General features: G+C 36.2%; 19 protein-coding genes. 14 read left to right on the top strand and 5 right to left on the bottom strand.

Annotated elements, in window-relative coordinates; all coding sequences use genetic code 11:
* From ACMAWV_RS09635 to ACMAWV_RS09610, 6 genes are all read left to right on the top strand, one after another.
* A complete protein-coding gene (locus tag ACMAWV_RS09635) occupies positions 1-933 on the top strand; it encodes a YbbR-like domain-containing protein (RefSeq protein ID WP_103217075.1) in 933 nt (310 codons plus the stop codon).
* Entirely contained in the window at positions 933-2297 is a 1365-nt protein-coding gene (glmM, locus tag ACMAWV_RS09630; protein ID WP_103217076.1) for a phosphoglucosamine mutase, read from the top strand. The genes ACMAWV_RS09635 and glmM overlap by 1 nt, the downstream gene beginning before the upstream one ends.
* Positions 2297-3061 (top strand): pyridoxine 5'-phosphate synthase, encoded by a 765-nt coding sequence (locus ACMAWV_RS09625; protein ID WP_103217077.1) that lies wholly within the window; start codon positions 2297-2299, stop codon positions 3059-3061. Before glmM ends, ACMAWV_RS09625 begins: the two co-directional genes overlap by 1 nt.
* Before the next feature lie 80 nt (positions 3062-3141).
* Positions 3142-3597 carry a tRNA (adenosine(37)-N6)-threonylcarbamoyltransferase complex ATPase subunit type 1 TsaE gene (tsaE, locus tag ACMAWV_RS09620; RefSeq protein ID WP_158246807.1) on the top strand — a complete coding sequence of 152 codons (456 nt, stop codon included), beginning with the start codon at positions 3142-3144 and terminating at the stop codon, positions 3595-3597.
* A gap of 338 nt (positions 3598-3935) precedes the next feature.
* Entirely contained in the window at positions 3936-4496 is a 561-nt protein-coding gene (locus tag ACMAWV_RS15630) for an Rrf2 family transcriptional regulator (RefSeq protein WP_392992130.1), read from the top strand.
* Positions 4480-5634 carry a cysteine desulfurase family protein gene (locus ACMAWV_RS09610; RefSeq protein ID WP_412469471.1) on the top strand — a complete coding sequence of 385 codons (1155 nt, stop codon included), beginning with the start codon at positions 4480-4482 and terminating at the stop codon, positions 5632-5634. The genes ACMAWV_RS15630 and ACMAWV_RS09610 overlap by 17 nt, the downstream gene beginning before the upstream one ends.
* Before the next feature lie 336 nt (positions 5635-5970).
* Here ACMAWV_RS09610 and ACMAWV_RS09605 read toward each other — a convergent pair whose 3' ends face one another.
* From ACMAWV_RS09605 to ACMAWV_RS09595, 3 genes are all read right to left on the bottom strand, one after another.
* Positions 5971-6444, bottom strand: a complete 474-nt coding sequence (locus ACMAWV_RS09605; RefSeq protein WP_412469472.1) for an ankyrin repeat domain-containing protein — start codon at positions 6442-6444, stop codon at positions 5971-5973.
* Positions 6445-7782, bottom strand: a complete 1338-nt coding sequence (locus tag ACMAWV_RS09600; RefSeq protein WP_412469473.1) for a D-alanyl-D-alanine carboxypeptidase — start codon at positions 7780-7782, stop codon at positions 6445-6447.
* Between the two features lie 68 nt (positions 7783-7850).
* Entirely contained in the window at positions 7851-8486 is a 636-nt protein-coding gene (locus tag ACMAWV_RS09595) for a MarC family protein (RefSeq protein ID WP_103217083.1), read from the bottom strand.
* A gap of 413 nt (positions 8487-8899) precedes the next feature.
* Here ACMAWV_RS09595 and ACMAWV_RS09590 point away from each other — a divergent pair, with 413 nt between their 5' ends.
* Positions 8900-10486 carry a hypothetical protein gene (locus ACMAWV_RS09590; RefSeq protein WP_412469474.1) on the top strand — a complete coding sequence of 529 codons (1587 nt, stop codon included), beginning with the start codon at positions 8900-8902 and terminating at the stop codon, positions 10484-10486.
* A gap of 406 nt (positions 10487-10892) precedes the next feature.
* Here the strand turns inward: ACMAWV_RS09590 and ACMAWV_RS09585 are convergent, their stop codons facing one another.
* On the bottom strand, positions 10893-11582 hold the full coding sequence (locus tag ACMAWV_RS09585) for a hypothetical protein (RefSeq protein ID WP_103217085.1): 690 nt from the start codon (positions 11580-11582) through the stop codon (positions 10893-10895).
* 258 nt (positions 11583-11840) lie between these two features.
* On the opposite strand from ACMAWV_RS09585, the gene fusA reads away from it, so the two are divergent.
* The gene (fusA, locus tag ACMAWV_RS09580) at positions 11841-14006 is read left to right on the top strand and encodes an elongation factor G (protein ID WP_103217086.1); all 2166 of its coding nucleotides are present in this window, start codon (positions 11841-11843) and stop codon (positions 14004-14006) included.
* Positions 14007-14064: 58 nt separating this feature from the next.
* Here fusA and ACMAWV_RS09575 read toward each other — a convergent pair whose 3' ends face one another.
* On the bottom strand, positions 14065-15156 hold the full coding sequence (locus ACMAWV_RS09575; RefSeq protein WP_412469475.1) for a hypothetical protein: 1092 nt from the start codon (positions 15154-15156) through the stop codon (positions 14065-14067).
* Positions 15157-15370: 214 nt separating this feature from the next.
* Here ACMAWV_RS09575 and ACMAWV_RS09570 point away from each other — a divergent pair, with 214 nt between their 5' ends.
* The 6 genes from ACMAWV_RS09570 to ACMAWV_RS09545 all read left to right on the top strand — a co-directional run bounded on the left by ACMAWV_RS09570 (position 15371) and on the right by ACMAWV_RS09545 (position 21755).
* Positions 15371-15886, top strand: a complete 516-nt coding sequence (locus ACMAWV_RS09570) for a hypothetical protein (RefSeq protein ID WP_146037784.1) — start codon at positions 15371-15373, stop codon at positions 15884-15886.
* Between the two features lie 85 nt (positions 15887-15971).
* Positions 15972-16871: a LysR family transcriptional regulator gene (locus ACMAWV_RS09565; protein WP_103217089.1), complete on the top strand. Its 900-nt coding sequence runs from the start codon at positions 15972-15974 to the stop codon at positions 16869-16871.
* An 8-nt stretch (positions 16872-16879) separates the two neighbouring features.
* Positions 16880-17974, top strand: a complete 1095-nt coding sequence (locus tag ACMAWV_RS09560) for a hypothetical protein (RefSeq protein WP_412469476.1) — start codon at positions 16880-16882, stop codon at positions 17972-17974.
* 65 nt (positions 17975-18039) lie between these two features.
* Positions 18040-18459: a hypothetical protein gene (locus tag ACMAWV_RS09555; protein WP_103217091.1), complete on the top strand. Its 420-nt coding sequence runs from the start codon at positions 18040-18042 to the stop codon at positions 18457-18459.
* A gap of 101 nt (positions 18460-18560) precedes the next feature.
* On the top strand, positions 18561-20423 hold the full coding sequence (locus ACMAWV_RS09550; protein WP_103217092.1) for a hypothetical protein: 1863 nt from the start codon (positions 18561-18563) through the stop codon (positions 20421-20423).
* 111 nt (positions 20424-20534) lie between these two features.
* Complete coding sequence (locus ACMAWV_RS09545; RefSeq protein ID WP_103217093.1) at positions 20535-21755, top strand: hypothetical protein; 1221 nt, start codon at positions 20535-20537, stop codon at positions 21753-21755.
* Positions 21756-21760: the final 5 nt, after the last annotated feature.

Here is a 21760-nt window from a genome sequence, read left to right as displayed (position 1 = left end):
ATGTTAAAGAAAATTAAAAGCAATAATTTATTTGAATTAATTCAAAATCAGCTACTAACTCTACTGAGTATTATTCTTGCAATTTTTCTTTGGTTCTATGTTGTAAACTCGGAGCCAATTACAACTGAAAGAATCTATAACCTAGAAGTTCTTCCAGCAACAAGTATGGATGTTACTTCAGTGTCTGCTCACGAAATTCATGTGACATTAAAGGGAGCTCGTGCATTCCTAAAAGACTTTCATGGCGATGATCACTTGAAGCTTCAAGTTGACCTTAAGAAAATGAAAGTTAATCGCACAACGAAACAAGTAAAATATTCGATTAGCGAAACGGATTTAATTGTTCCTTTTGGTGTTGAGGTTGTGGATATTAAGCCAAAGCATATAGCCATCAAGCTAGATAAATTAATTTATAAGAATGTTCCTATTAAGGTAAATTACATGAATAACTTACCTAAGGAATTAAAGCTCATTTCTTCATCTCTTAGTCGCAATCAAGTTAAGATTGAGGGAGCACGTGATATCATGAGAAATGTGGGGCAGGTGAAAACACGCCTAATTGATCTATCGGAGTTATCTGGTCAGGGGGAAGTTCCGATTCAACTTGAAGATCTTCCAGAGTTTCTTCGTTACGGTGAGAATGACACTCTTTCGTTTAAGTATGATATTAGGCCACAAAAAGCTAATCTCACGTTAAAGAATATCCCAATTTTATTTATTGCGCCTAATATGAAATTTCGTTCTCGCATAAGAAAGGTCTCTTTAGATGTACTAACTACTGGTAGAGATGATATAAAGGCAAGCGAAGTTAAGGTTTATGCAGAAATTCCTTCTGATATGGGAAGAAGTGCAGATATTCGTCTAAGGGCCGAGCTTCCTGAGGACGTTCATTTATTAAAAATTCATCCAGAAATAATTAAAGTGAGTAGATAATGACTGAAAGAAAACTATTTGGAACTGATGGAATTAGAGGTAAAGCAAATATTTATCCAATGGTTCCTGAAATTGCGACAGCACTTGGACGTGCAGTAACTTTCTATTTTCAAAAAAAGAATAAGAATAAGAAAACACCTCTAATTATCGTTGGTAAAGATACAAGACTAAGCTGTTATATGATTGAGCAAGCTTTTTCGGCAGGTGTATTATCTCAAGGTGGACGAGTGATTTTTACTGGACCTCTTCCAACTCCTGGTGTTGCTTTTGTGACAACTTCTATGAGAGCGGATGCTGGTGTTATGATTTCAGCTTCACATAATGATTACGATGATAATGGTATTAAGTTATTTGATGCCCACGGATTCAAGCTTCCAGACGAAGTTGAGTTAGAGCTTGAAGAGTTAGTTCTTAATCCTAAACTTATTCCACCAAAAGTTGGTGCCGAAATCGGTCGTGCAAAAAGACTTGAAGGTGTTGAAGGCCGCTACGTTGTTCACGTTAAGTCAGCAATTGATGAAGAGTGTGACCTAAGTGGTATGCGTGTGGTTGTGGATTGTGCAAATGGTGCTAGCTATAAAGTTGCTCCTCTTGTCATGAGTGAGTTAGGTGCAGAAGTTTTTCCATTAGGTGTAAATCCAAATGGCCAAAATATTAATTTAAATTGTGGAAGCTTACACCCTGCTCTTGCAAGTCAAGAAGTAGTAAAGCTTCGTGCAGATATGGGCTTTTGTCTTGATGGTGATGCTGATCGTATTCAAGTAATAGATAAAGACGGTGGACTTATTAAAGGTGATAAGCTGATTGGAATTTTTGCGAAGCTTTTACTTGAGCAAGGCAAGCTTAAAAAAGGTGACACTGTTGTTGGAACGATTATGTCTAACCTTGGGCTTGAGAACTACCTTAAGAAGTTAGGTCTTAAATTTCATCGTACAGCAGTTGGTGATCGCTATATTATGGAGTATATGAGAAGTGAAAATGCTCTTCTTGGTGGTGAACCATCTGGGCATATTATTTTTCTAGAGCATGCAACTACTGGAGACGGGACTCTTGCAGCTCTTAAGTCAATTGAGGCCACTTATTTCTTTAAGAAATCAATTAATGAACTGTCTCAAGAAGTAGAATTATATCCACAAGTTTTAAAGAACGTATCTGTTTCTCAAAAGAAGAAGGTTGAAGAAATGCCTACATTTGCAGCAGAACTTAAGGCCTGTGAAGAAGAATTAGGTGAAGAAGGACGTGTGATTTTCCGATACTCAGGAACTGAACCTCTAGCACGTGTTATGGTTGAAGGACGTTGTGAAGATAAGATCAATACAGTTTGTGATCGTCTTGTGAGCGCTCTTAAAAAGGAAATTGCATAATGACTGATAAAATGATTCCAAGACTTGGTGTAAATATTGACCACGTAGCAACTCTTAGACAACAAAGAGATGAAGGCTACCCAAGTGTTGCAAACGCCGCTCAAGATGTTTTAATGGCCGGTGCTGATCAAATTACTATTCACTTACGTGAAGACAGAAGACATATTCAAGATACGGACTTAACAAGTGTTATGGCCGTAACAAAGCGTTTTGAAAAACCATTAAATCTTGAAATTGGCTGTGCTAAAGAGATTGTTGAAATTGCAGCTGATTTTAAACCAGATTGGATCTGTCTTGTTCCAGAAAAAAGAGAAGAGAAGACAACAGAAGGTGGACTAGATCTTTCTGCAGCTAATTTTGATAAAGTATCACAAACTATGTCATACCTAAGAGAGCATTCTCCAAAAACAAAAATCTCTCTTTTTGTTGAAGCCTCGACAGATGTAATGAAGAAGGCCATCGAATTAAAAGCAGATGCTGTTGAAATTCATACGGGAGCTTATGCTATCGACTTCCTAAAAGAAGGAGATCTTAATCCTCATCTTAATAACTATGTTGATTGTTTTAAAGTTCTAGAGGGGACAGGTGTTGCTTTCCATGCTGGCCACGGATTAACAATGGAGAGTGTAAGACCTCTTCTTGAGCAAGGTCTTTTTGCTGAATATAATATTGGTCACTGGATTGTGTCTCAAGCTGTATTTAGTGGAATCTCTAATGTGACTAGAGATATGTTAAATTTGTTTAGAAACCATCCAGTTAAGTAAGGTATGGTTTGCCTTTGATTGCTAATTGATTTTTATCGTGGAAAATAAATATCTAAGCAATTAATTCTAAGGAGCACCTGTTGTTTGACTATCAAGATGTTAGGCATTGGAAAAAAGTATACCAAAGTGATATTTCAAATATTATTGTCGAACTAAAAGAGTCGTTAAATGAGCCATCTGTTGTGATTTTAGATGGAGCAGTTGGCGCGGGAAAGACAACATTCACTAATGTCTTCTTAGGTGAAGACAAGTCAGGTTCTCCAACATATTCCCTTATCAATGATTGCGGCGATGTTGTCCATGCAGACTTCTATCGTCTTGATTCGCCAGAAGAGATCATTCATCTTGAACTTGCAATGTACCTCGATGAGAAAAAATACTTTCTTGTTGAGTGGGGCAAGGACTATATCAGAGATATTTACCGTGAACTTTCTGATGACTTCAATTATTTTCAACTAAGCATTGAGGCCAATGACAAGAAAGATGATGAAGAAAGTGCATCTCGTAATTATTTTTTGAAGAAAATTATTTTTTAACATCTTCTAACAAGTGGGCAGAAATAACCGATTAACTCTGTTTGGCATATCTTGTCATCGCAGTTGAATAATTCCCTAACATATAGATATTATTGATATTATGTGCTCCAGCATTGTCTCCAGTAAAGAAAAAATATTTTTTTATAATAATTGATTAAATCAAGTTGACTTTAAGACTTGTGGGCTGACATAATATTTAGGAAGAAAGATTTTAACGGAATAAATCTTTCAACAGAAAGGATAGCACGGAATGCGAGTCCTAAATTAGCACACAATTTATTTGCTTTAAGTTTAAAACTATTTTTTTATTTAACATTTGGATTTATGGAGGAAGACCAATGAGACTCACTTCGAAAGGACGCTACGCAGTTAGAGCAATGCTTGACCTAACTACTCACAGCAACGGAAACCCTGTAAGACTTCAGGAAATTTCAGAAAGACAAAACATTTCACTTCACTACCTTGAGCAACTTTTCAGAAAGCTTAGAAATGGCCAAGCTGTTAAGTCAGTAAGAGGACCAGGTGGTGGTTATGTTCTTGCTCGTTCGATGGAAGAAATTACAATTAAAGATGTACTTGAATGTGTTGGTGAAAATATCAACCCAGCAAAAGACATCCTAGGAACAGAAGCAGAGCAAGCTAGCACTGTTGAATTCCACCTGTCTAAGAATTACTTTCAAAACCTTGGTTTCATTATGAGCGAATACCTAACAACTACTTCTTTAGGTGACCTTGTAAGAAAATCTGGTGAAGTTGAGTCAGAAGTTAGAGGTGAAGAAGCTTCTAATGAACAAGCTACTCAAACAGTAGAAGCAGCTACTCAAAACACTTCAAATGAAAGTGCATTTAGCGAGTACGCTTCAGGAATCAGATCAGGTTTAGGTGAAATTAATCAATAATTATCTCTACTTAGATTATAATGCTACGGCCCCCTTAGTTAAACCAGTCCAAGATTGGCTTTGCGAGGGGGCCGTCTACTTTGGTAATCCAGCTTCGATTCACCAGGTAGGAAAGAAGTCAAAATCTCTCATTAATCAAACAATCAAAAAGATTCAAGATACTTTCAATGCGACAAGCTACGATGTTTTTTTTCACTCAGGTGCCACAGAGGCAATCAATAGTGTAGTAAAAGGTTTTTGCTTTAATGCTCTAAAGCTTAAATCAAAATTCCACGTATTCTGCTTTGATGTTGATCATTCGAGTATGGTGAATCAAAGAGAACATGTAGAGCTTCTTGGTGGTACTTTTCACGTGTTAAAAACACATGGAGGTGACTTTGATAGACAAGAAGTAATACAAGCTCTAAACGAGCTTGAAGGAGAGAAGCTCATTAATTTCACTTATGTGAATAATGAGAATGGTGTCGTGTGGGATCTGGCCGATGTTTTAAAAATCAAAGATGAGACAGGCGCTTGTGTTCATGTTGATTGTGTACAAGTTGTTGGAAAAATCAAAGATTGGAATGAGCTTACCCTAGGACTTGATTACTATACTTTTTCTGGACACAAATTTGGTGCTCTTAAAGGTGTAGGCTTTACACTTGTTTCAAAGGATGCGAGTTGGACTCCACTTATTCGTGGTGGTGGTCAGCAAAAGGCAATGCGCTCAGGAACTGAGAATGCTTTTAGTGTTCATACAATTAATCTCGCTCTTGATTACAATCTGTCACACTTAAATATTGAGCGAGCTCAAAAAGTAAAAGATGAGCTTGAAGCGTGGCTTCTTGAAAAATTTGGTGAAAGAATTACTCTTATCGGTGCCAAGGCAAAGAAGAGAAATGCGACAACTATTTTCTTTAGTGTCCATGATAAGAATATTAATACTGTTATGACGGCCCTAGATATGGCCGGAATCTGTGCTTCTAGTGGTTCTGCTTGTGCATCTGGAATCATTAAACCATCACGAGTTGCAAAGGCATATGAACTCAGTGATGAGGCAGCAACTAATGTTATTCGATTTTCTTTATCTCCATTTTCAGAAGAAGCGGCCCCGATTATTTCAAAATTAGAACCTGTTCTAACAAAATTTCTATCTTAATTCTTTATTTAAAAGATATACGAACGATGCGGCGCAGTGTGCACTTTGGGCTCTTTTGTATTTACTGTAACGAGTTCATTTTGACCTCAGTGACCTTTTTACTCCAGTAATAAGTGTTTGATTTTATTGAAATTGATGTCTTTGGATATTGTTCAAAAGTTGGCACGATCATTGCTTTATTAATAGTATCAATGGTTGGACGGCCTTGGTTCTTTAAAAAGAGTCCCAATAACACTTCTACCGGCCATGCTGAAAAACAGGAATCTGTTTTTTTCTCTTGTTCTAAAATCCTATCTTTTCTTCTTTAAAGTAAAAACCAAGGCCCAATTTTTTTCTTTAGATCGCACCTGAGTCGTTTAGAATTTTGATACAATCTTCATTGCCATTTCTTTTTGCATAGTCAAGAGCGCTTCTTCCGTGACTGTCTTTTATCTTTAGATCTGCTCCTGCATCAATAAGAGCTTTTAGAACAGTGGGGTTACAATTTAAGCTCTTGTCCATCGCCATTGTAAAACGTCTATTGTTAAAGATGATATTTGGGTTTGCTCCTTTGTTTAGAGCTTCTATAACTAAGTCCTCGCGCTCATCTGCAAGTGCGGCCATTAGGATGTGATTAGCCTCTTTGTTTTCTTTCAAGGCCGTAGGAGCTTTTCGTGCAAGAGCTGCTCTTTTGTGAACGATTTGTGATTCAATTGCGTTTATCGGGGCCGGTTCATCGTATTTGTTTTGAACAGACTGTGTGCTCTCTTTTGAGATATAAGTAGCAAGGGCCAAAAGTATTACGACGATGGGGATAACTGATTTGTTCATTTATAACTCTTCTATTGGTCCTTCTAGAGGCAGGAAAGATTGTGGTTTGGTGTAGTTTGTTATTTTCTTTGCACCAGCGAATTCTTCAATCAAAAACTCTGTCATAAGATCTTGAACTATCTTAGCATTGTACTGATCTTGTCCATTTGATTTAAAGACTTGATGAAAAAAGCCGAAGTAGATCGCTCCTGACTTTGTCGACAATTTACCTGCCAAAGACTTGGTATTCATAAGAGTGCCTGTCTTTGCAAGGATAGAGCCTAAGTTTCTTTGAGAGTTTAATCTTTTCGATAGAGTCCCAATATCAATTCCTGCAATAGGTAGGACTTGTTCAAGCTTATGGCCACTTTGATTCAAGTTATTTTCTAGTTCCTGGTAAGAGCTAATTACAATAGCGCAAGTTGCATAGTTGTCGACGCGCTTCCCATCTATTTTTGAATCCAGGCCTGATCCTGTATAAAGATAAGTATTTTCTTCAGTATCGTTAAACCCAATTCTTTTTTGAAAGTAATCATTACCAAGTTTTTCTTCAATAAGATTTTGAAGATACCACTTTGAGTATTCTTGAGCTCCATAACTTTTATAAGTTATGTCAGAGAGCCAATTGTGAGAAACTGAGTTTTGAAACTTTAGATAAGTTAGAAGCTTAGGAGATTGAACTAAGTAAGTTTTTTTGATGTCTTTAATAGGATTCGCTGCGGAATACACAACATTATCGACAGTCATTCTATAGGCCGATACTTTTAAAGGAAGACCTAGTTCTTTAAGTCTTTCTTCTTTGGTATTTTTTAAAAACTCTTTAAGTCTTGTTTTTATTTTCTTATTGTTATCAAGGTTAAAGTATTCTTTAAGCTGTTCGATGTTATATTCTTTCGAATACCAGGCTTCGCTCATACTCATATAAGGCCTTAGGGCAATTGCAAAAATAGGAGTATTAGCATCAAAGCTTATGGTGTTGAGTTTAACGATTCCATTTGCATTGAGGGCAGCGATTAAGTAGAAGATTTTTTCTTCACTAAACATTCCATCATTTGCTCCTTCAAGATGGATATTTTCTCCATCAGAAATCACTTTTGTTTCATATTGAAAATTTGGCCCTAGAGTTTCGAGTGCCATTAGTGAAGTTATGGGCTTTGTCGTTGAGGCAAGTCGGCTTTTTAAGTGTGCTGTTGTTCCAAAGATTTCACCTTGGTACATATAACAAAAACCGTGCTCATTTGGATTTAAGTTGAACTCTTTAGATAGTGATAACCATTTCTTTTCGATAGTGTCGTGATTAGCTCCAAGGACACTGGTAAAAGTTAAGAATAGTGGGAGTAAATACTTAATAATAAACATGAAGTTTAATTCTAAAGAATTAGAATAAGTCGGTCAAGAAAGGGGAGCGCTCTGTGTTATTTATCGAGCTAGAGCTTTGCTTTTAAGATAGGGAGAATATTTGAAAGTCCATGAGTGATCATCTGAATTGACATGGCCAGTAGAATTAGCCCCATGATTCGTGTTGTTACGTTTACTCCAAGCGTTCCTACTTTTTGACTAATACGATTTGCATTAATAAGAACAACATAAATAGCTAGGACACTAACAAAAATAATTGGAATACTAAGGGCCCAGTCAATTGGAGAATCTAATTTTTGCGCGTAGATAATTGTCGTTGAAATAGCTCCTGGACCTGCTAGCAGAGGAATGGCCAAAGGGACAATTCCTATCTCACGGATTTCATCATCATCAATTTCATCTTGTGTTAGCTTTGATTCAACATCTTTGGCATTGATCATGGAAGTTGCCATGGAAAAAATAAGAATCCCTCCACCAACTGTAAATGAGGCAATCGAAATTCCAAAGAAGCTAAGAATTTTTTCTCCAATAAAAAGAGAAACTACAAGTGTGACAAAAACAGCAATCGAGCAAACTCGAACCATGCTTCTTCTTTGTGTCTCAGATAAGTTTTGAGTCAATGACATAAACATTGGCAGGGCACCAATAGGATTTACAACTGAGATTAAAGCAATAAAGAAAGAGGCCATGATACTAGATTCCATTGGTTCATTATGACTACTTTCATGGATTATTCAAGTTAGTTTTTTGTTAGCGTCATCTGCAGGAGCAGATGACGCTATTCAACCCAGCGAGTCCCAGGAAGGGACGAGTCGGGTAGAGTTCTTTGCAAAGTTAAATAACTTTAAATTGAATGAATTTATATGCACAACTAGATAAGAGCGCAGCTCGCGTGATTCGGTTATGAACCTAAAAGACACCTTAATAACTCTCTTGAGCTAAAGTTTAGAGTTGTGCCTCAACCATCTAATAGTACATAAACAATGAAAATAAATAATGTTTTTTAAACATCTCGAAATGAAAAAAAATATATTTTTTTAAAGTGTTTTTGTTTTAGTTCGATAAAGAAATAACATGTTCATTTACTGAGGTATTTATTAATTATCTAATTTTTCTTTTGTCTGTCCTTTTTTTAACTTCTTGTGTTTCCCATGTCGATTTTAATTTTGATGATGATAAGCCGGCCCCTTCCTCTGGAGATGGAGTTGGAAAGGTTATTACAACATCAGATTTTTCATTCTTAATGATTAACGATACTGGATCTGGTAATGAAGTTTATCTAAGCTACGGACTAGCAGCAGACACGGTTCAAGTCCCTAATGCTAGCTTTGCTTATTCAAAGATGACTAATCCAGACACGCAGGCAACTGACTCAGTAGGAAATCACTACACATTTTCAAATGGAATGATTGTAGCTGGTTTTAATTCTCCTAATTACGACATCATTCTAATTGATAAGAGTAATAACTTTAATGTTCTGGCAACAATTCCTGGTTTTGGTGATACACAGTCTGATCCAATCTTTGTCAATCGAGTTGGAAATCAGCTGTTTTTTATCATCAAGTCTACTGCCACAACTTATGATCTTTGGGTGACTGATACGACAGTTGCTGGAACTAAGATGCTAAAAACTGTTTCAAATACTTACTATAGTACTTTAAATATCAGGGAACGAAATGTCCTCTTTAATAACAAGATGTATTTTAAAGGTGGCGACGCTGTCAATGGACCTGAGTTATGGGTTACAGATGGAACAGTTAGTGGAACGAAAATGGTTGATGATTATATTGCTGGAGCTTCTGGACTTGATCCTCGTAGGTTTAGCGTTGCTAATAATAATCTCTATATCTTTTCACAAACAAATCAGACAATTTATCAAATGGGAGCAGATGAAGTTATTTCTGAAGTTACATCTCTTCCGGCATCAATGACTTCTGCAACCTTTAATGAAGCACAGGTCGTATCTAATGATTCCTATTTCTGTTTTAAGCTGTCTGTTTCTTCAACTAAGTATCTCACTTGCATCAATACAGATACTCAAGTTGCAGAGTCTAGGCTTTATACGAGATCGGCAGATTTTCTAGGTGAGGATGGAGGAAAAATCTACTTTGCTGATGTTGTTGATGTAGACCCTACTGCAGCGACTGACTATACGGCCTATATTTATGAAACTTCTGGAGCGATATCATCACAGGCTCCGAGCCAAATTCATGAAATGTCTGTTCCTGTAGAGATTCTTAGAACGAGTCAAATTAATTATGACAATAGTAACGGGGCAATAAGTTATCTTAAGTATGATCATACTGATGATGGTGATAAACATATGTTTGTTAAAATCAAGGACTCAGTGGTTACAGAAATTGATAATATAATCTATCCATTTAGTACTGATCCAAATATTACTCAAATCAATCTCTATACGTCTTATAGTGCGTACCGATCGACTACACCAGGAACCTTTGTCTATTTGGTAAATGATGCTGCAATGATGTTAACGGTGTTGCAGTCAGACGGAACGCTGGCCGGTACACAAGTTCTTACACAGGTCGATTTGGCCGATATTATGGCAGATATTTCAGGTGGGAATGCAGCACAGGGATATGCTCGATATATCGTTGGCCTACTTGATGGGATGTCAGTTGTGCGTCCTTATGACTTTAGTGTGGATCAATACTTTAATCCGAATGCTAGTGGGTTGAATTAGGGGGGAGCTGGTTTTGGAGTTTGGTTTATTTTGTTTTATGAATTGTTGCTAAATTTTACTGCGTAAAATTATCGCTTATTTTTCACTTCGATTACTTTCCCATTCGTCAGCGCTGAGACAACACATCGTGCGGCAAAAGTGCCCTAAGGGGCAGTTTTGAAGTACAGGTGAATGTTATTCAAGAATCAAAGAGCGAAGCTCGCGTGATTCGGTTATATGAGAAAGGTCCTTTACTCATTTTCACTTCGTGAAAATATCGTTTCTTTTATTCGTTTACTTTCCCATTAGTCAGCGCTGAGACAACAAAGCCGGGCTTGAACCCGGCTTGTTGAAGATATATTTCATTTCAGGCGACGTGCGCTATCGGCGCGTCCAATAGATTGCCTTTGGGCAATCAATGCCGCGCCTATTCATCAATAGCGTCCCAATCAAGGTCTTTCGAGATTGTGACACCAGAGATCGTTTTTTGGATTTCTTTCTTAATAAAAGGGAAGTTGATTGCTTCAAAGTTATACTCATTCAACAGGCCTTCTTCCATGACCTCATCAAATGCAATTAAAATATTCTTTGGTGAAGCATCAACAAGGTGTGTGAAGTAAAAGTCTTCTGGTAGCTCAGGGATATCGACTTTCGCTTCTTCGTGTCCTTCAAGAATGGCCTCATTCATTGCAGCTTCTGCTTGGAGGGCCATGATTTGTTTAGCAGGAGATTCTTCACTAGTATCGCGTACGATTAGAGATCCTTTGATATTGGCCGGGTTTAAATCTCTAGTGATATTCCAACTAGCAATATTAAAGAAGTCTAAGTAGAAAGTTGATTTTCCATACTTGATCTTTCTTGGAATTTGCAATTGCGTAAGGAATTTACGCGTTGATTCATCTTTTGATTTTCGAGCAAGTTTTTGGGCCAGTTTTGCGTCTTGGACACGGATAATATAGGCACCAGCTTCCTTCGTAGACTTAAATAACATATATTGGAACGCCACACTAAATAGCGTATATAATTTATGTTGACCTAAGTGGATTCGTGACGCGTCGCTTTCGACAAGGGTTTTAACAGACTCATATAGGTCTTGTTTGCTAAGTTGTGAAGACATTCAGTTTATTCCTTTTATTTTGTGCGAAAGATTTTTTAAGAATTAGGTCATTTTTTGTCAACACGTTTGTCAAAAATAAATACTTAAATATTCTTTATTTTAAGCTCAAAAAAGCCTTATAACTCGTTGACTTGAATGGGTTTTTTCTCTAATATGCAACACTGATTATTTTATCTTATGAACGTTACTTTATAAATTTGGTCATCCATTTTTATTTGGACTCAATTAAATATTAACAACCTCAAAACGGAGTTAAGAATGATTAACAACAAGCTGATGGCGAAAACGAGAAACATCGGTATTTCGGCGCACATCGACTCTGGTAAGACTACTCTTTCAGAGCGTATCCTTTTTTATTGTGACATGATCCACAAAATCGAAGATGTTCGTGGTGGTGGAGCTGGTGCAACTATGGACCACATGGAACTAGAGAAGGAAAAAGGGATTACAATTACATCTGCTGCTACGACAGCACACTGGAAAGGTATTAGCGGTAAAGGGACAACTTTTGCTGACGGTATTGAAAAAGATACTCGTATCAACCTAATCGATACTCCGGGTCACGTTGATTTCACTGTTGAGGTTGAAAGATCACTACGTGTTCTTGATGGTGCGATTCTAGTTCTTTGTTCTGTTTCAGGTGTTCAGTCTCAGTCAATCACTGTAGATAGACAGATGAAAAGATATAACGTTCCAAGAATGGCCTTCTTAAATAAGATGGACCGTATGGGAGCAAACCCATTTAATGGACGTGACGCTCTTAAGGAAAAACTAAACCACAATGCTGTTCTTATGCAAATCCCTATTGGAGCAGAAGATCAGTTCACAGGTGTTGTTGATCTAATTACTAAACAAGCAATGTACTTTGATGGTGATAACGGTGAAAACGTTAGAATCGAAGAATGTCCAGCTGATCTAGTAGATCAAATGGAAGAGCTAAGAGCTGAGATGATCGACGCTGTAGCTGAGTACGATGATGATGTTATGGAAGCATACCTAGAAGGTAATGAGCCAACAGAAGAACAACTTCACCTATGTATTAAGAAAGGTGTTCAATCACTTCAGTTAACTCCAGTATATATGGGTTCAGCATTCAAGAATAAAGGTGTACAAGCACTTCTAGAAGCTGTTGCAAGATACCTTCCTTCACCACTTACTTGTGCACTTCCAACTGCACAAGATGCTGATACTGATACTAAAGTTGAGATCATCCCTGATCCAGCTGGTGACCTACTTGCTATGGCATTCAAGATCACTGATGAGCAATTCGGTCAGCTGACTTATACAAGAATCTATAGAGGTACACTAAATAAAGGTGATACTGTTTATAATACAAGAACTGGTAAGAAAGTACGTATCGGACGTATGGTTCGTATGAACTCTAACGATAGAGAAAATATTGATACTGCTCACGCAGGTGATATCATCGCTATCGTAGGTATCGACTGTGCATCAGGGGATACATTCGTAGGTAACGACGATAACTTAAACCTTTCTCTTGAAGGTATCCACGTTCCAATCCCAGTTATCGAGCTTTCGATTTCTTGTAAGGATAAGAACGAGCAAGCGAAGATGTCTAAAGGTCTTGCTAAATTCATTAAAGAAGACCCGACATTCCACGTTTACACTGACGAAGAATCAGGTGAGACACGTATCGCTGGTATGGGTGAGCTACACCTTGAAATTTACGTAGAAAGATTAAAGCGTGAATTCGGTGCAGAAGTACAAGTTGGTGCTCCTCAAGTTAACTACCGTGAAACAATTAGAACTGAAGCTACTTTTGATTATACTCACAAGAAGCAAACAGGTGGTTCTGGTCAATTCGGTCAAGTTGTTGGTCTACTTAAGCCACTTGCTGACGAAGACAAGGATAAAGAAGATCAAGTATTTAAATTCAATAACGAAATTAAAGGTGGTTCGATTCCTAACGAATTCATCGGTGCCTGTGAAAAAGGTTTCCAAGACGTTATGGATAAAGGTCCTCTTGCTGCATTCCCAGTTATTAACTGTGAAGTATTCTTAAGAGACGGTAAGTCACACGACGTTGACTCTTCAGATATGGCATTCCGTATTGCTGCAAGACAAGCGATGAGACAAGCTATCAACAAAGCACAACCAGTTCTTATGGAACCAGTTATGAAAGTTGAAGTTACAACTCCAGATGAATTCCAAGGTTCTGTAATTGGTGACCTTTCTTCAAGAAGAGGGATGATCCAAGGTTCAGAAACTGATCCAGGTGGAGAAGTTATCATCAATGCTGAAGTACCACTTTCAGAAATGTTTGGTTACTCAAATGACCTAAGATCTATGTCTCAAGGTAAAGCATCATACACGATGGAATTTGCTCGTTACGTAGACTGTCCTTCAAACATCCAAGAGACAGTTATGAAAGAACGTAAAGAGAAACTTGCGAACGAAGATTAAGCCGATATTTAAAAATATTGATTTATATTCGAAGGGCCGTATTTATACGGCCCTTTTTTTATCTTGCGTGAATTACTTTTAGGATACTACTCGAAAGTGTTTTAGCATCAACCCAGATCTGTCCCTTCTCATCAACTTCCCAGGCCTGATCATATTTACGATAATCACCCCAGCTATTTCTAACAAGGTATTGGCATGAGTTATCTTGGGCCTTACGTTGTCCAATAACAAGGACAGAGTGATTGCTACAACTTCCATTCATAGCAGGAAGAGAGCGTTTAAAACTTTTGTTTTTTTCTGTTAAAACTTCTGCACAGATATCGACGATAACTGGTAAGTTGTTTCCTGATTCAAGACTATCACTTATGTTTTGGATAGCGTTTTGGTTAATTTCATCAACTTGAAATCGCTGTTTGAATTCTTCATCAGTTTCATGAAAACCAATGTCACTTGGAGAGTAGTCATGGTATTCAAGCTCTGGCAGATTTAAGTTTATCTTGTGGCCTTCACATAGTTTTTCAAAAACAAGTTGTTCTCTTAAGTAAAAACCTTTTTTCGAAACGGCCTGGGCCAACGTTTCATCTTCAACAATATTAAAGAATTCATCTGCTACACCACGAAGTTTTAGTTCGTTTTTTAAAGTAGAAACTTTTTCTTCAATTGATTTATTTGCATAGAATTCGTAAACAAACGGCTCCCAAAAAGTATTAGGGTCTTTGATTCCAATTGACGTAAGAAAGTTTTGATCACAGCTATATCCTTGCTTCATCTGTTTAAAGAGAATATTAATTTGTCCGACACCAAGGCCTGAGCGACCGGCCCCTCTTGATATATTCGAAAGGAGATTAACGCTACTACCATTGTCTCTTGTTGGTGATAGCTTTGTTTGTAAAGCTGTCGTGATAGGGGAAGTTATATGCCCTTTTACTTTCATATCATTTTGAATAACAGCATCAATAAATTGTGAGCCAGCAAATGCATAACACATTTGAGAGTCTGTCTTCTTCCCATACATTTGGTCGTGTATAGGGAGGTCTTTAAAAGGAGCATTCTCTCCTTTATCAAGACGTATCTCTTGGCAATCATTTGCATAAATTGTTGTTGATAGGAGTGTTAGTGATGTGATGAATAGTTTTTTTATTTTTATCATTTGATAAATATACAGTGGAATAGTTTCTATTCTTTGTTTGATGTAGAAATTTCTAGCGTGTTAAGTAATAAGACAGAACTCATTTCAAATTTAATGTCATTTTATAAAAGCGTTTATATTATTGACTCTTTTGCGATAGTGTTCATTTTTTAGACGGCCTAAGTGATTGAATGCCTTATAATAAATTGGCACTAGCATTGCTTTATATATCCATGTGAAGAAACTTATTATCGCTCTATTCTTGGTCGCAACTAATGCATACGCAATGAATCTTACATATATTTATGGAGGCATTACACCGCATATTCAAAAGCCAACAGGGCCTAATGCAAGACCACTATGTAATGAGTTATCAGAAGGTAGTGGAGTAATTTTTAATGAATTGCACTCAGTACGATTCAACTATGCCCATGACTGGTCCACTGGACTACTTGTTGGTGAGAATTCGTACTGTGAGCCAATTTGGGGAGTAACCCAAAGCTATAACTTTTACCGCAATAGATATGTAGAGATCAATGGAACTGTAGGGTTTTATCACTTCGATGAAAATGGTTTCGATTTTAGCGAGGGTGCATACTTTGCTAATATTGGTGACTTCTACTTTGTTCCAATCGTAGGTGCGGAAGTAAATTTTAGTCTTTACAAAGATAAGGACTTTCAAATATCTTTCATGAACCTGCTTACTCCGGTTATTACAAATCATTCTTTTGGAGTAACGTTTTTCTTCTAATTTACAATTATTTGACAGAGTTCTTATTTACAAATGTTCATTTTTGGTATAAGGTATAACTTATACTTAAGATAAGGTTGAAATTATGTTAGAAACAAGCCAATTACAAACTCTCGTGGCCGTGGCCCGTGCTGAAAGCTTCTCTCGTGCAGCTGAGGATCTCAATGTGACTCAATCTGCTATCTCTCAATCAGTTAAGAATTTAGAGACTAAAATAGGCGTTAAGGCCTTCAAGAGGACTGGTAAGAAAGTTGTTCTAACTCAAGAAGGTGAGAAGCTCTATGAGCTTGCGACTAACTTTTTAAATGATATGGATGAGACTCTTGTCCAGATTAAAGATAATAAAGATGAAATGAAGGGAAAGATTCGTATTGGGACACTTACCGGTGTTGGTAAATCCTGGCTTGCTAACGAGCTTCTAACATTTGCTGAGCAAGAGAAAGACCTTTCAATTCATATTTCTTTAGGTTTCCAAGAAGACCTAATTAAAAGTTTTGAAGAAAATAAAATCGACTTTTTAGTTCTTCCTGAAGGAGCACTACCGAAGGCCGGTGAGAAGCTACTATTAAGTGAAGAGGCCGTTACTCTTGTTTATCCGAAAGGGAATCCTTTTAATATAACTGAGCAAACTTCTCTTGATGAGCTCACTAAGATGCCTACAGTTCTTTTTGAGCAAGGTGATCGTCTTTACTATAACTGGTGTGTTGCAAAGTATGGGAAGAAGCCTAAAAAGGTAAATGTTCGCTACTCAATTAACTCACATGGAAATATGCTACAGGCCGTAAAGAGTGGCCTTGGTATCGCTGTTGTTCCTAATCACGTTTTAAAACGTTGGTACTATAGTGATGAAATCGAAACTTTAGGCAAAGCATTTGAAGTTTCTAATGACCGTTTCTACATTGTCTATCATAAGGAATCGACAGAGCTAGTACGTATTAGAAAGACAATTGAAATGCTTACTAAAGAGGTAAATCCATTTCTTTAGACTCTGCTATGAAGAAATATGACCTCTCTAATATTCCAAACTCGATACAACTTTTCATTAGAAAGAGTTGGGAAAAAGGCTTTAGGCTTTGTCTTGTCGGTGGAAATGTTAGGGACTGGTATCTTGGTAAGAAATCTACAGACTTTGATTTTGAAATCAGACATCTTGATCGCTACGAAGGGGAGAGTTGGATTCAATTTCTAACTGAAAGCTTTCCTGAGGCCAAGTATATTGGAATGGGAGTTTTTCGTATCAATCTCGGTGAGGCCGAAATCGAATTCTCGTCTGCTCGTCTTGAAGTATTTAATGAAGATATAGGTCATAAGAACTTTACTCCATTTTTCTCTAGTAATTTAAGCTATGCTGATTCATTTAAACGAAGAGATCTTAGGCTAAATGCCATTGGTGTTGAGTTTAATATCGTTAATGACGAAATTCAGTTGAACACCATAGATCCATTTGAAGGCATTAAAGATATTGAAAATAAGGTGATCAATTATATTGATTCCGATTTCTTTAATGATCCTGTAAGGCTTCTTAGAACAATTCGCTTTAGTATCAATACAGGATTTGAAATTATTGAAGATGATAACTATCGAAAGTTTGATTTGAGAAAAATTTCTCTTCATTATCTAAAATATGAATCATCAAAGTGCATTAATTGTCAGCTTTTTGTTGAAACACTAGTGAAATTAATAAAACGTTTTAATATAAAACTACCAATTGCTCTAAAGGATCTTCCTTTGTTAGAGAATCATTATCTTGTAAATGATCTACACTCGATTGAGGAAGTTGTTTTGTATAACTATGCAGGCTTTAGTGAAGAACTTTACTCTTTCTTTGCTATTAAGAAAAACCAATACAAGAAAATTTTAAGCTTTATCACTGCTAAAGAAGAGCTTTCTAAATGTGATAGCATCGAATCTCGAATCGATTTTATCAACTCTATTTGTCGTTTAGATGATGATAGTAGACTAGAAAGCTACGACTTGTTTACAAAGATAAGAAGTTATTTAAGTGAACATCGTTCGAAAGATGCTAGAAATAAGGCAATCAGCACTTTGGCCAAAAGTGAGCTAGGCAAAAACCTCCTAAATAAATAATGCACTAGATTTCTACAGGAATTTCATGTCATAATAAAAGAAGGAAAATCCTTCTTGGGGGAGTTATGGTTGACATACATTCAATAATTGCAACTCATAAAAATAAAGAAGTTGATTCAAGTAAGATCGATACGAACTCTTATCCTATTCCTACGTTTTCTGATATCCCTGAAATATTTTTTGATGAGATTCTTGTTAACTATCGTTTAACAAGAGTTGAAATAGTTGTTTTAATGTATCTCTATCGTCGTGTTTGGGCGAAAACAAATCCATATCGTGAACATGGAATCTCTCAACTAATGTCTTTGTCTGAAATAGTTGAAAGGCTTCAAATATCTTTAGAGGAAATTCATCAATCAATTCTTAAGCTTGAAAACTTTGGATTCATTTCTACTATCAGAGTTGGCCAATATTTTGTCAGAAGATTCTTTACGAAAGAATATGACGAGTATTATGGTCAAAATTATGATGACTTTGAAGTTTAGATTTTGTGTCAAACTTATAATCCCTGTAAAACCAATATGTTGTGTACTCTTTTTTAAAACATGATATCATGTAGATAAGATTAATTTGCTGGAGCTAATTTGTGTCAAAAAAGATTGCTTATCTAGGACAGGATCTTGGTTATTGGGATGACCTAAAGAAAGTTTACGCCAAGACTTATCCTGATGAAGAAAAGAGTTTTCATCATTTTTCTTATAATGAGAAAAATATCAATCTTTGTATTTATGATCTCTTTGAGTTGGCCCCTTCAATTATCTATATCGACATAAAGAAAGAAGAAGTTTTTGGACATAATTTAGGAATGATTCTTAAAAGAATTCATTTTTTTAGATCGATACCTGTCGTTGCAATTGTTAGTAATTTAGATGAAGTTAAAAAATTAATATCAATTCATTTTGACTTCGTATTTGTTAAGGGGATTGAAGTTCACGATGTTGTACACCACCCTTATAAGCTTCGCTATCCTTCAGAAGCTGTTTCTTCAGAGTTTGCTTTAGCTAAATTAACAGCACCTATTAAATTAAAAGAGATTGCTCGTGTTGGTTTTTACGGACTAAGCACAATGCACATTGAAAGTAATAATATCGCACAAGAAGGTAAGCTTGTTGAAGTCGAGCATTCTTTAGAAAAGAATTTAATGGCGACAAATTACTTCATTGCTCGCAAGCACGGGTTTGATAATATCTATTATGGAGCAAATGGCTGGTCAGAGTTAGAGTATTTATTCGTTGATCCTGCAAAGCGTGAAGATGGAAGCTTTAGTTTTAATGTAGAAGATTTATCAGAAGATGAGCTTAATAAAAAACTAAAGATTGGTAAAACGTTTAAGTCTTGGGTTAATGATAACTCTTCATATGGGTCACAAAAGCGTACAAAGCTATTTATGGTCGATCCTCAATTACATTATTTCAAGCAAAGTGAAAAGTTAATCGATACTTATGATTTTGTTTTCCGTATCAATGAAAAATTTGATCAGGACTATACTTATGTGGGCCGTTTAAATCCAGATATAATTGTCTATTGTTATCCTGATTTTATTTCAGATGTTGAGATGGAGGATGCTAAGGATAATCAAGATGTAGAGCAGATGGCCAATGTTGCTCAAAATCTTGAAGAGTTCCACAAGAGGCAAGACGAGATTCTTAAAGATGCGATTAGCAATATTAAAAAATTAAGTGATAACAATCCTTATTTTATCGTCATAAATTGTGATCGATATGATTCAAAGGCCTTTCAAGAAAGATTTAATTATCAATTTGCTCTCGTAAATCCAACAATGATTGGTATGAATGTTCTATCTCAAATGGTACATCAGTTAGAAGAAAGACGCCTTGTTAAAGAAGAACAAGAGCTTAATACTAAAATTGCAGCATTAAGAAAGAAAGATCCAATTAAGTATGCTAAATTGAATAAGTCATACTTTGATCCACCTAAATACTTCATTAGTAAAAAGTCACCTTTAAGTCATGCTCTAATTATAAGAGACGCTAAGTTAATTGAAATTTCTGAATCAATATGTTTCTTTTCTTTAGATCAAGAACTTGTTCTAGGGAATTACTATCTAACTCATCCTTTTAATTTTGCAGTAAAAATCATTCCTCAAGATGGTAATGTTTTTATCAAGGACGGCAATACTTACAAATATAAGGGGCTGATACACGCCATTGGCGAAAAAGAAAAGATGCGTCTTCGACAATTTGTAAATGATATCTACACTCAACATAAAAAAGAGATCCGAGAAAAAGAAGCACTTGAAATGCAAGAGGCCAATGCTCGATTCTTAGAAGAACAAAGAAAGGCCGGTCTAACTGAAGAAGAGGCCGCGGCCGAGGCTGAAGCGCAGGAGCAAGCTCTTAAGGAAGAAAAGCTTAAGAATACGGCCCCTGAGAATATGGATCTTTTAAATGATCTTGATGCTGCTATCACTAAAAAATCAGGACAGTAGTCTGAGTAGTTTGTTCAACTAAGTTGCTAAACATTCTCTTCTTTTCTTACATCTTGTGATTTATTTTCCAACTGCCATTAAAATGAAAGGATATTTTCATGGAGGAAGATAATGAGAAATCTAATGCTAGCATTGATGCTATTAGTATCGAGCAATGTTCTTGCGCTAAATTCAGATACAGTAAATGAGAAATTCAATAATAGATTCTCTTTTGAAAGAGATGACTCTGGAAAGCTTATTGCTGTAAGAGACCGTACTATTCGTACACAATTCAAATTCAAGGATTACGTTGAGTATATTAAAAACTCAATCCTAAATGAACAGGCCCTGATGTCGCAAAGTGGTTTAACTGGAAATTATGAAGCAGAAGTTGAAGGTCTATTTGAAACTGGTCACAGCTTTTTAGGAAATGATTTTCAAACTCAAAAAAATGTAAAAAGAGTTGTTACATCTATGCGTGCATTTGAAGGTGTTGACTTCAATGCAATTTTTGCTGATGAAAACTTTAATAACTTAATTGAAGAGTTTGGTTCAAAGATTAAAGATGCTTTCTATTATATTGATCCAACAATAATTGCTAAGCCTGATAATGCAACTTTCTTTTATCGTAAAAATGTAACTTATAAGATTGTAAATTGGGCGCTAAATCAAGCGCGTAAGCGTTTATCAACTGTTCCAGCTCTAAATACAGCTTTTTATGTAATTACAGAGACGGAAAAGCTTTTTAGAACAAGACGCTTTTATCACCAAAACCTTCTATTACATTATCTTGAATTTGCAACTCCTGTGGAGCTTGGTCTATCTAAGGAAGAAGCTGATCTTATTTATTCTTCTATCTATGAATCAAGAATTGATTGGATTGCATTTTGGGAGTCAAATAGTGCTAAGTTAAACTGGTCAAGATATGGAACAGCAAGCTTTTATTCTCAATTTAGAACAGCTACAAATCGATTTAGATCTTATAAGTCAAAGTATTCAGAGGTTGGCGAAAGAATTAACTATGGTTTCCAAGAGGTAACACTAGATGGCGAAAGAGTTATCGTTAACTTATTCGACGGTAATCATACATTTGATAAGTCTCCAGCGATTGCTTACTCGTTTGATCGTCCTAATCGTGTAAAGAGACTTAGAAGCGTACTTACTCTTGCTAGCCTTGGCCTAAGTTTTGTACCACTTCCTGCAATTATTAAGGATAATGTTGATGGTTTTATTAAGTCATACTATAAGCAGCAACAAATCACTGAAGGAGCGCTGATTGGATACTTCGAAATGAATGATGACCAATTTATGCTTCAAGAAATTAGATCTCAATATATCAATCCATTTATGTAATAAAA

The organism is Halobacteriovorax sp. RT-1-1, assembly GCF_047085455.1.
Classification (GTDB): Bacteria; Bdellovibrionota; Bacteriovoracia; order Bacteriovoracales; family Bacteriovoracaceae; genus Halobacteriovorax_A.
This window is presented reverse-complemented; position numbering and strand designations above follow the sequence as displayed.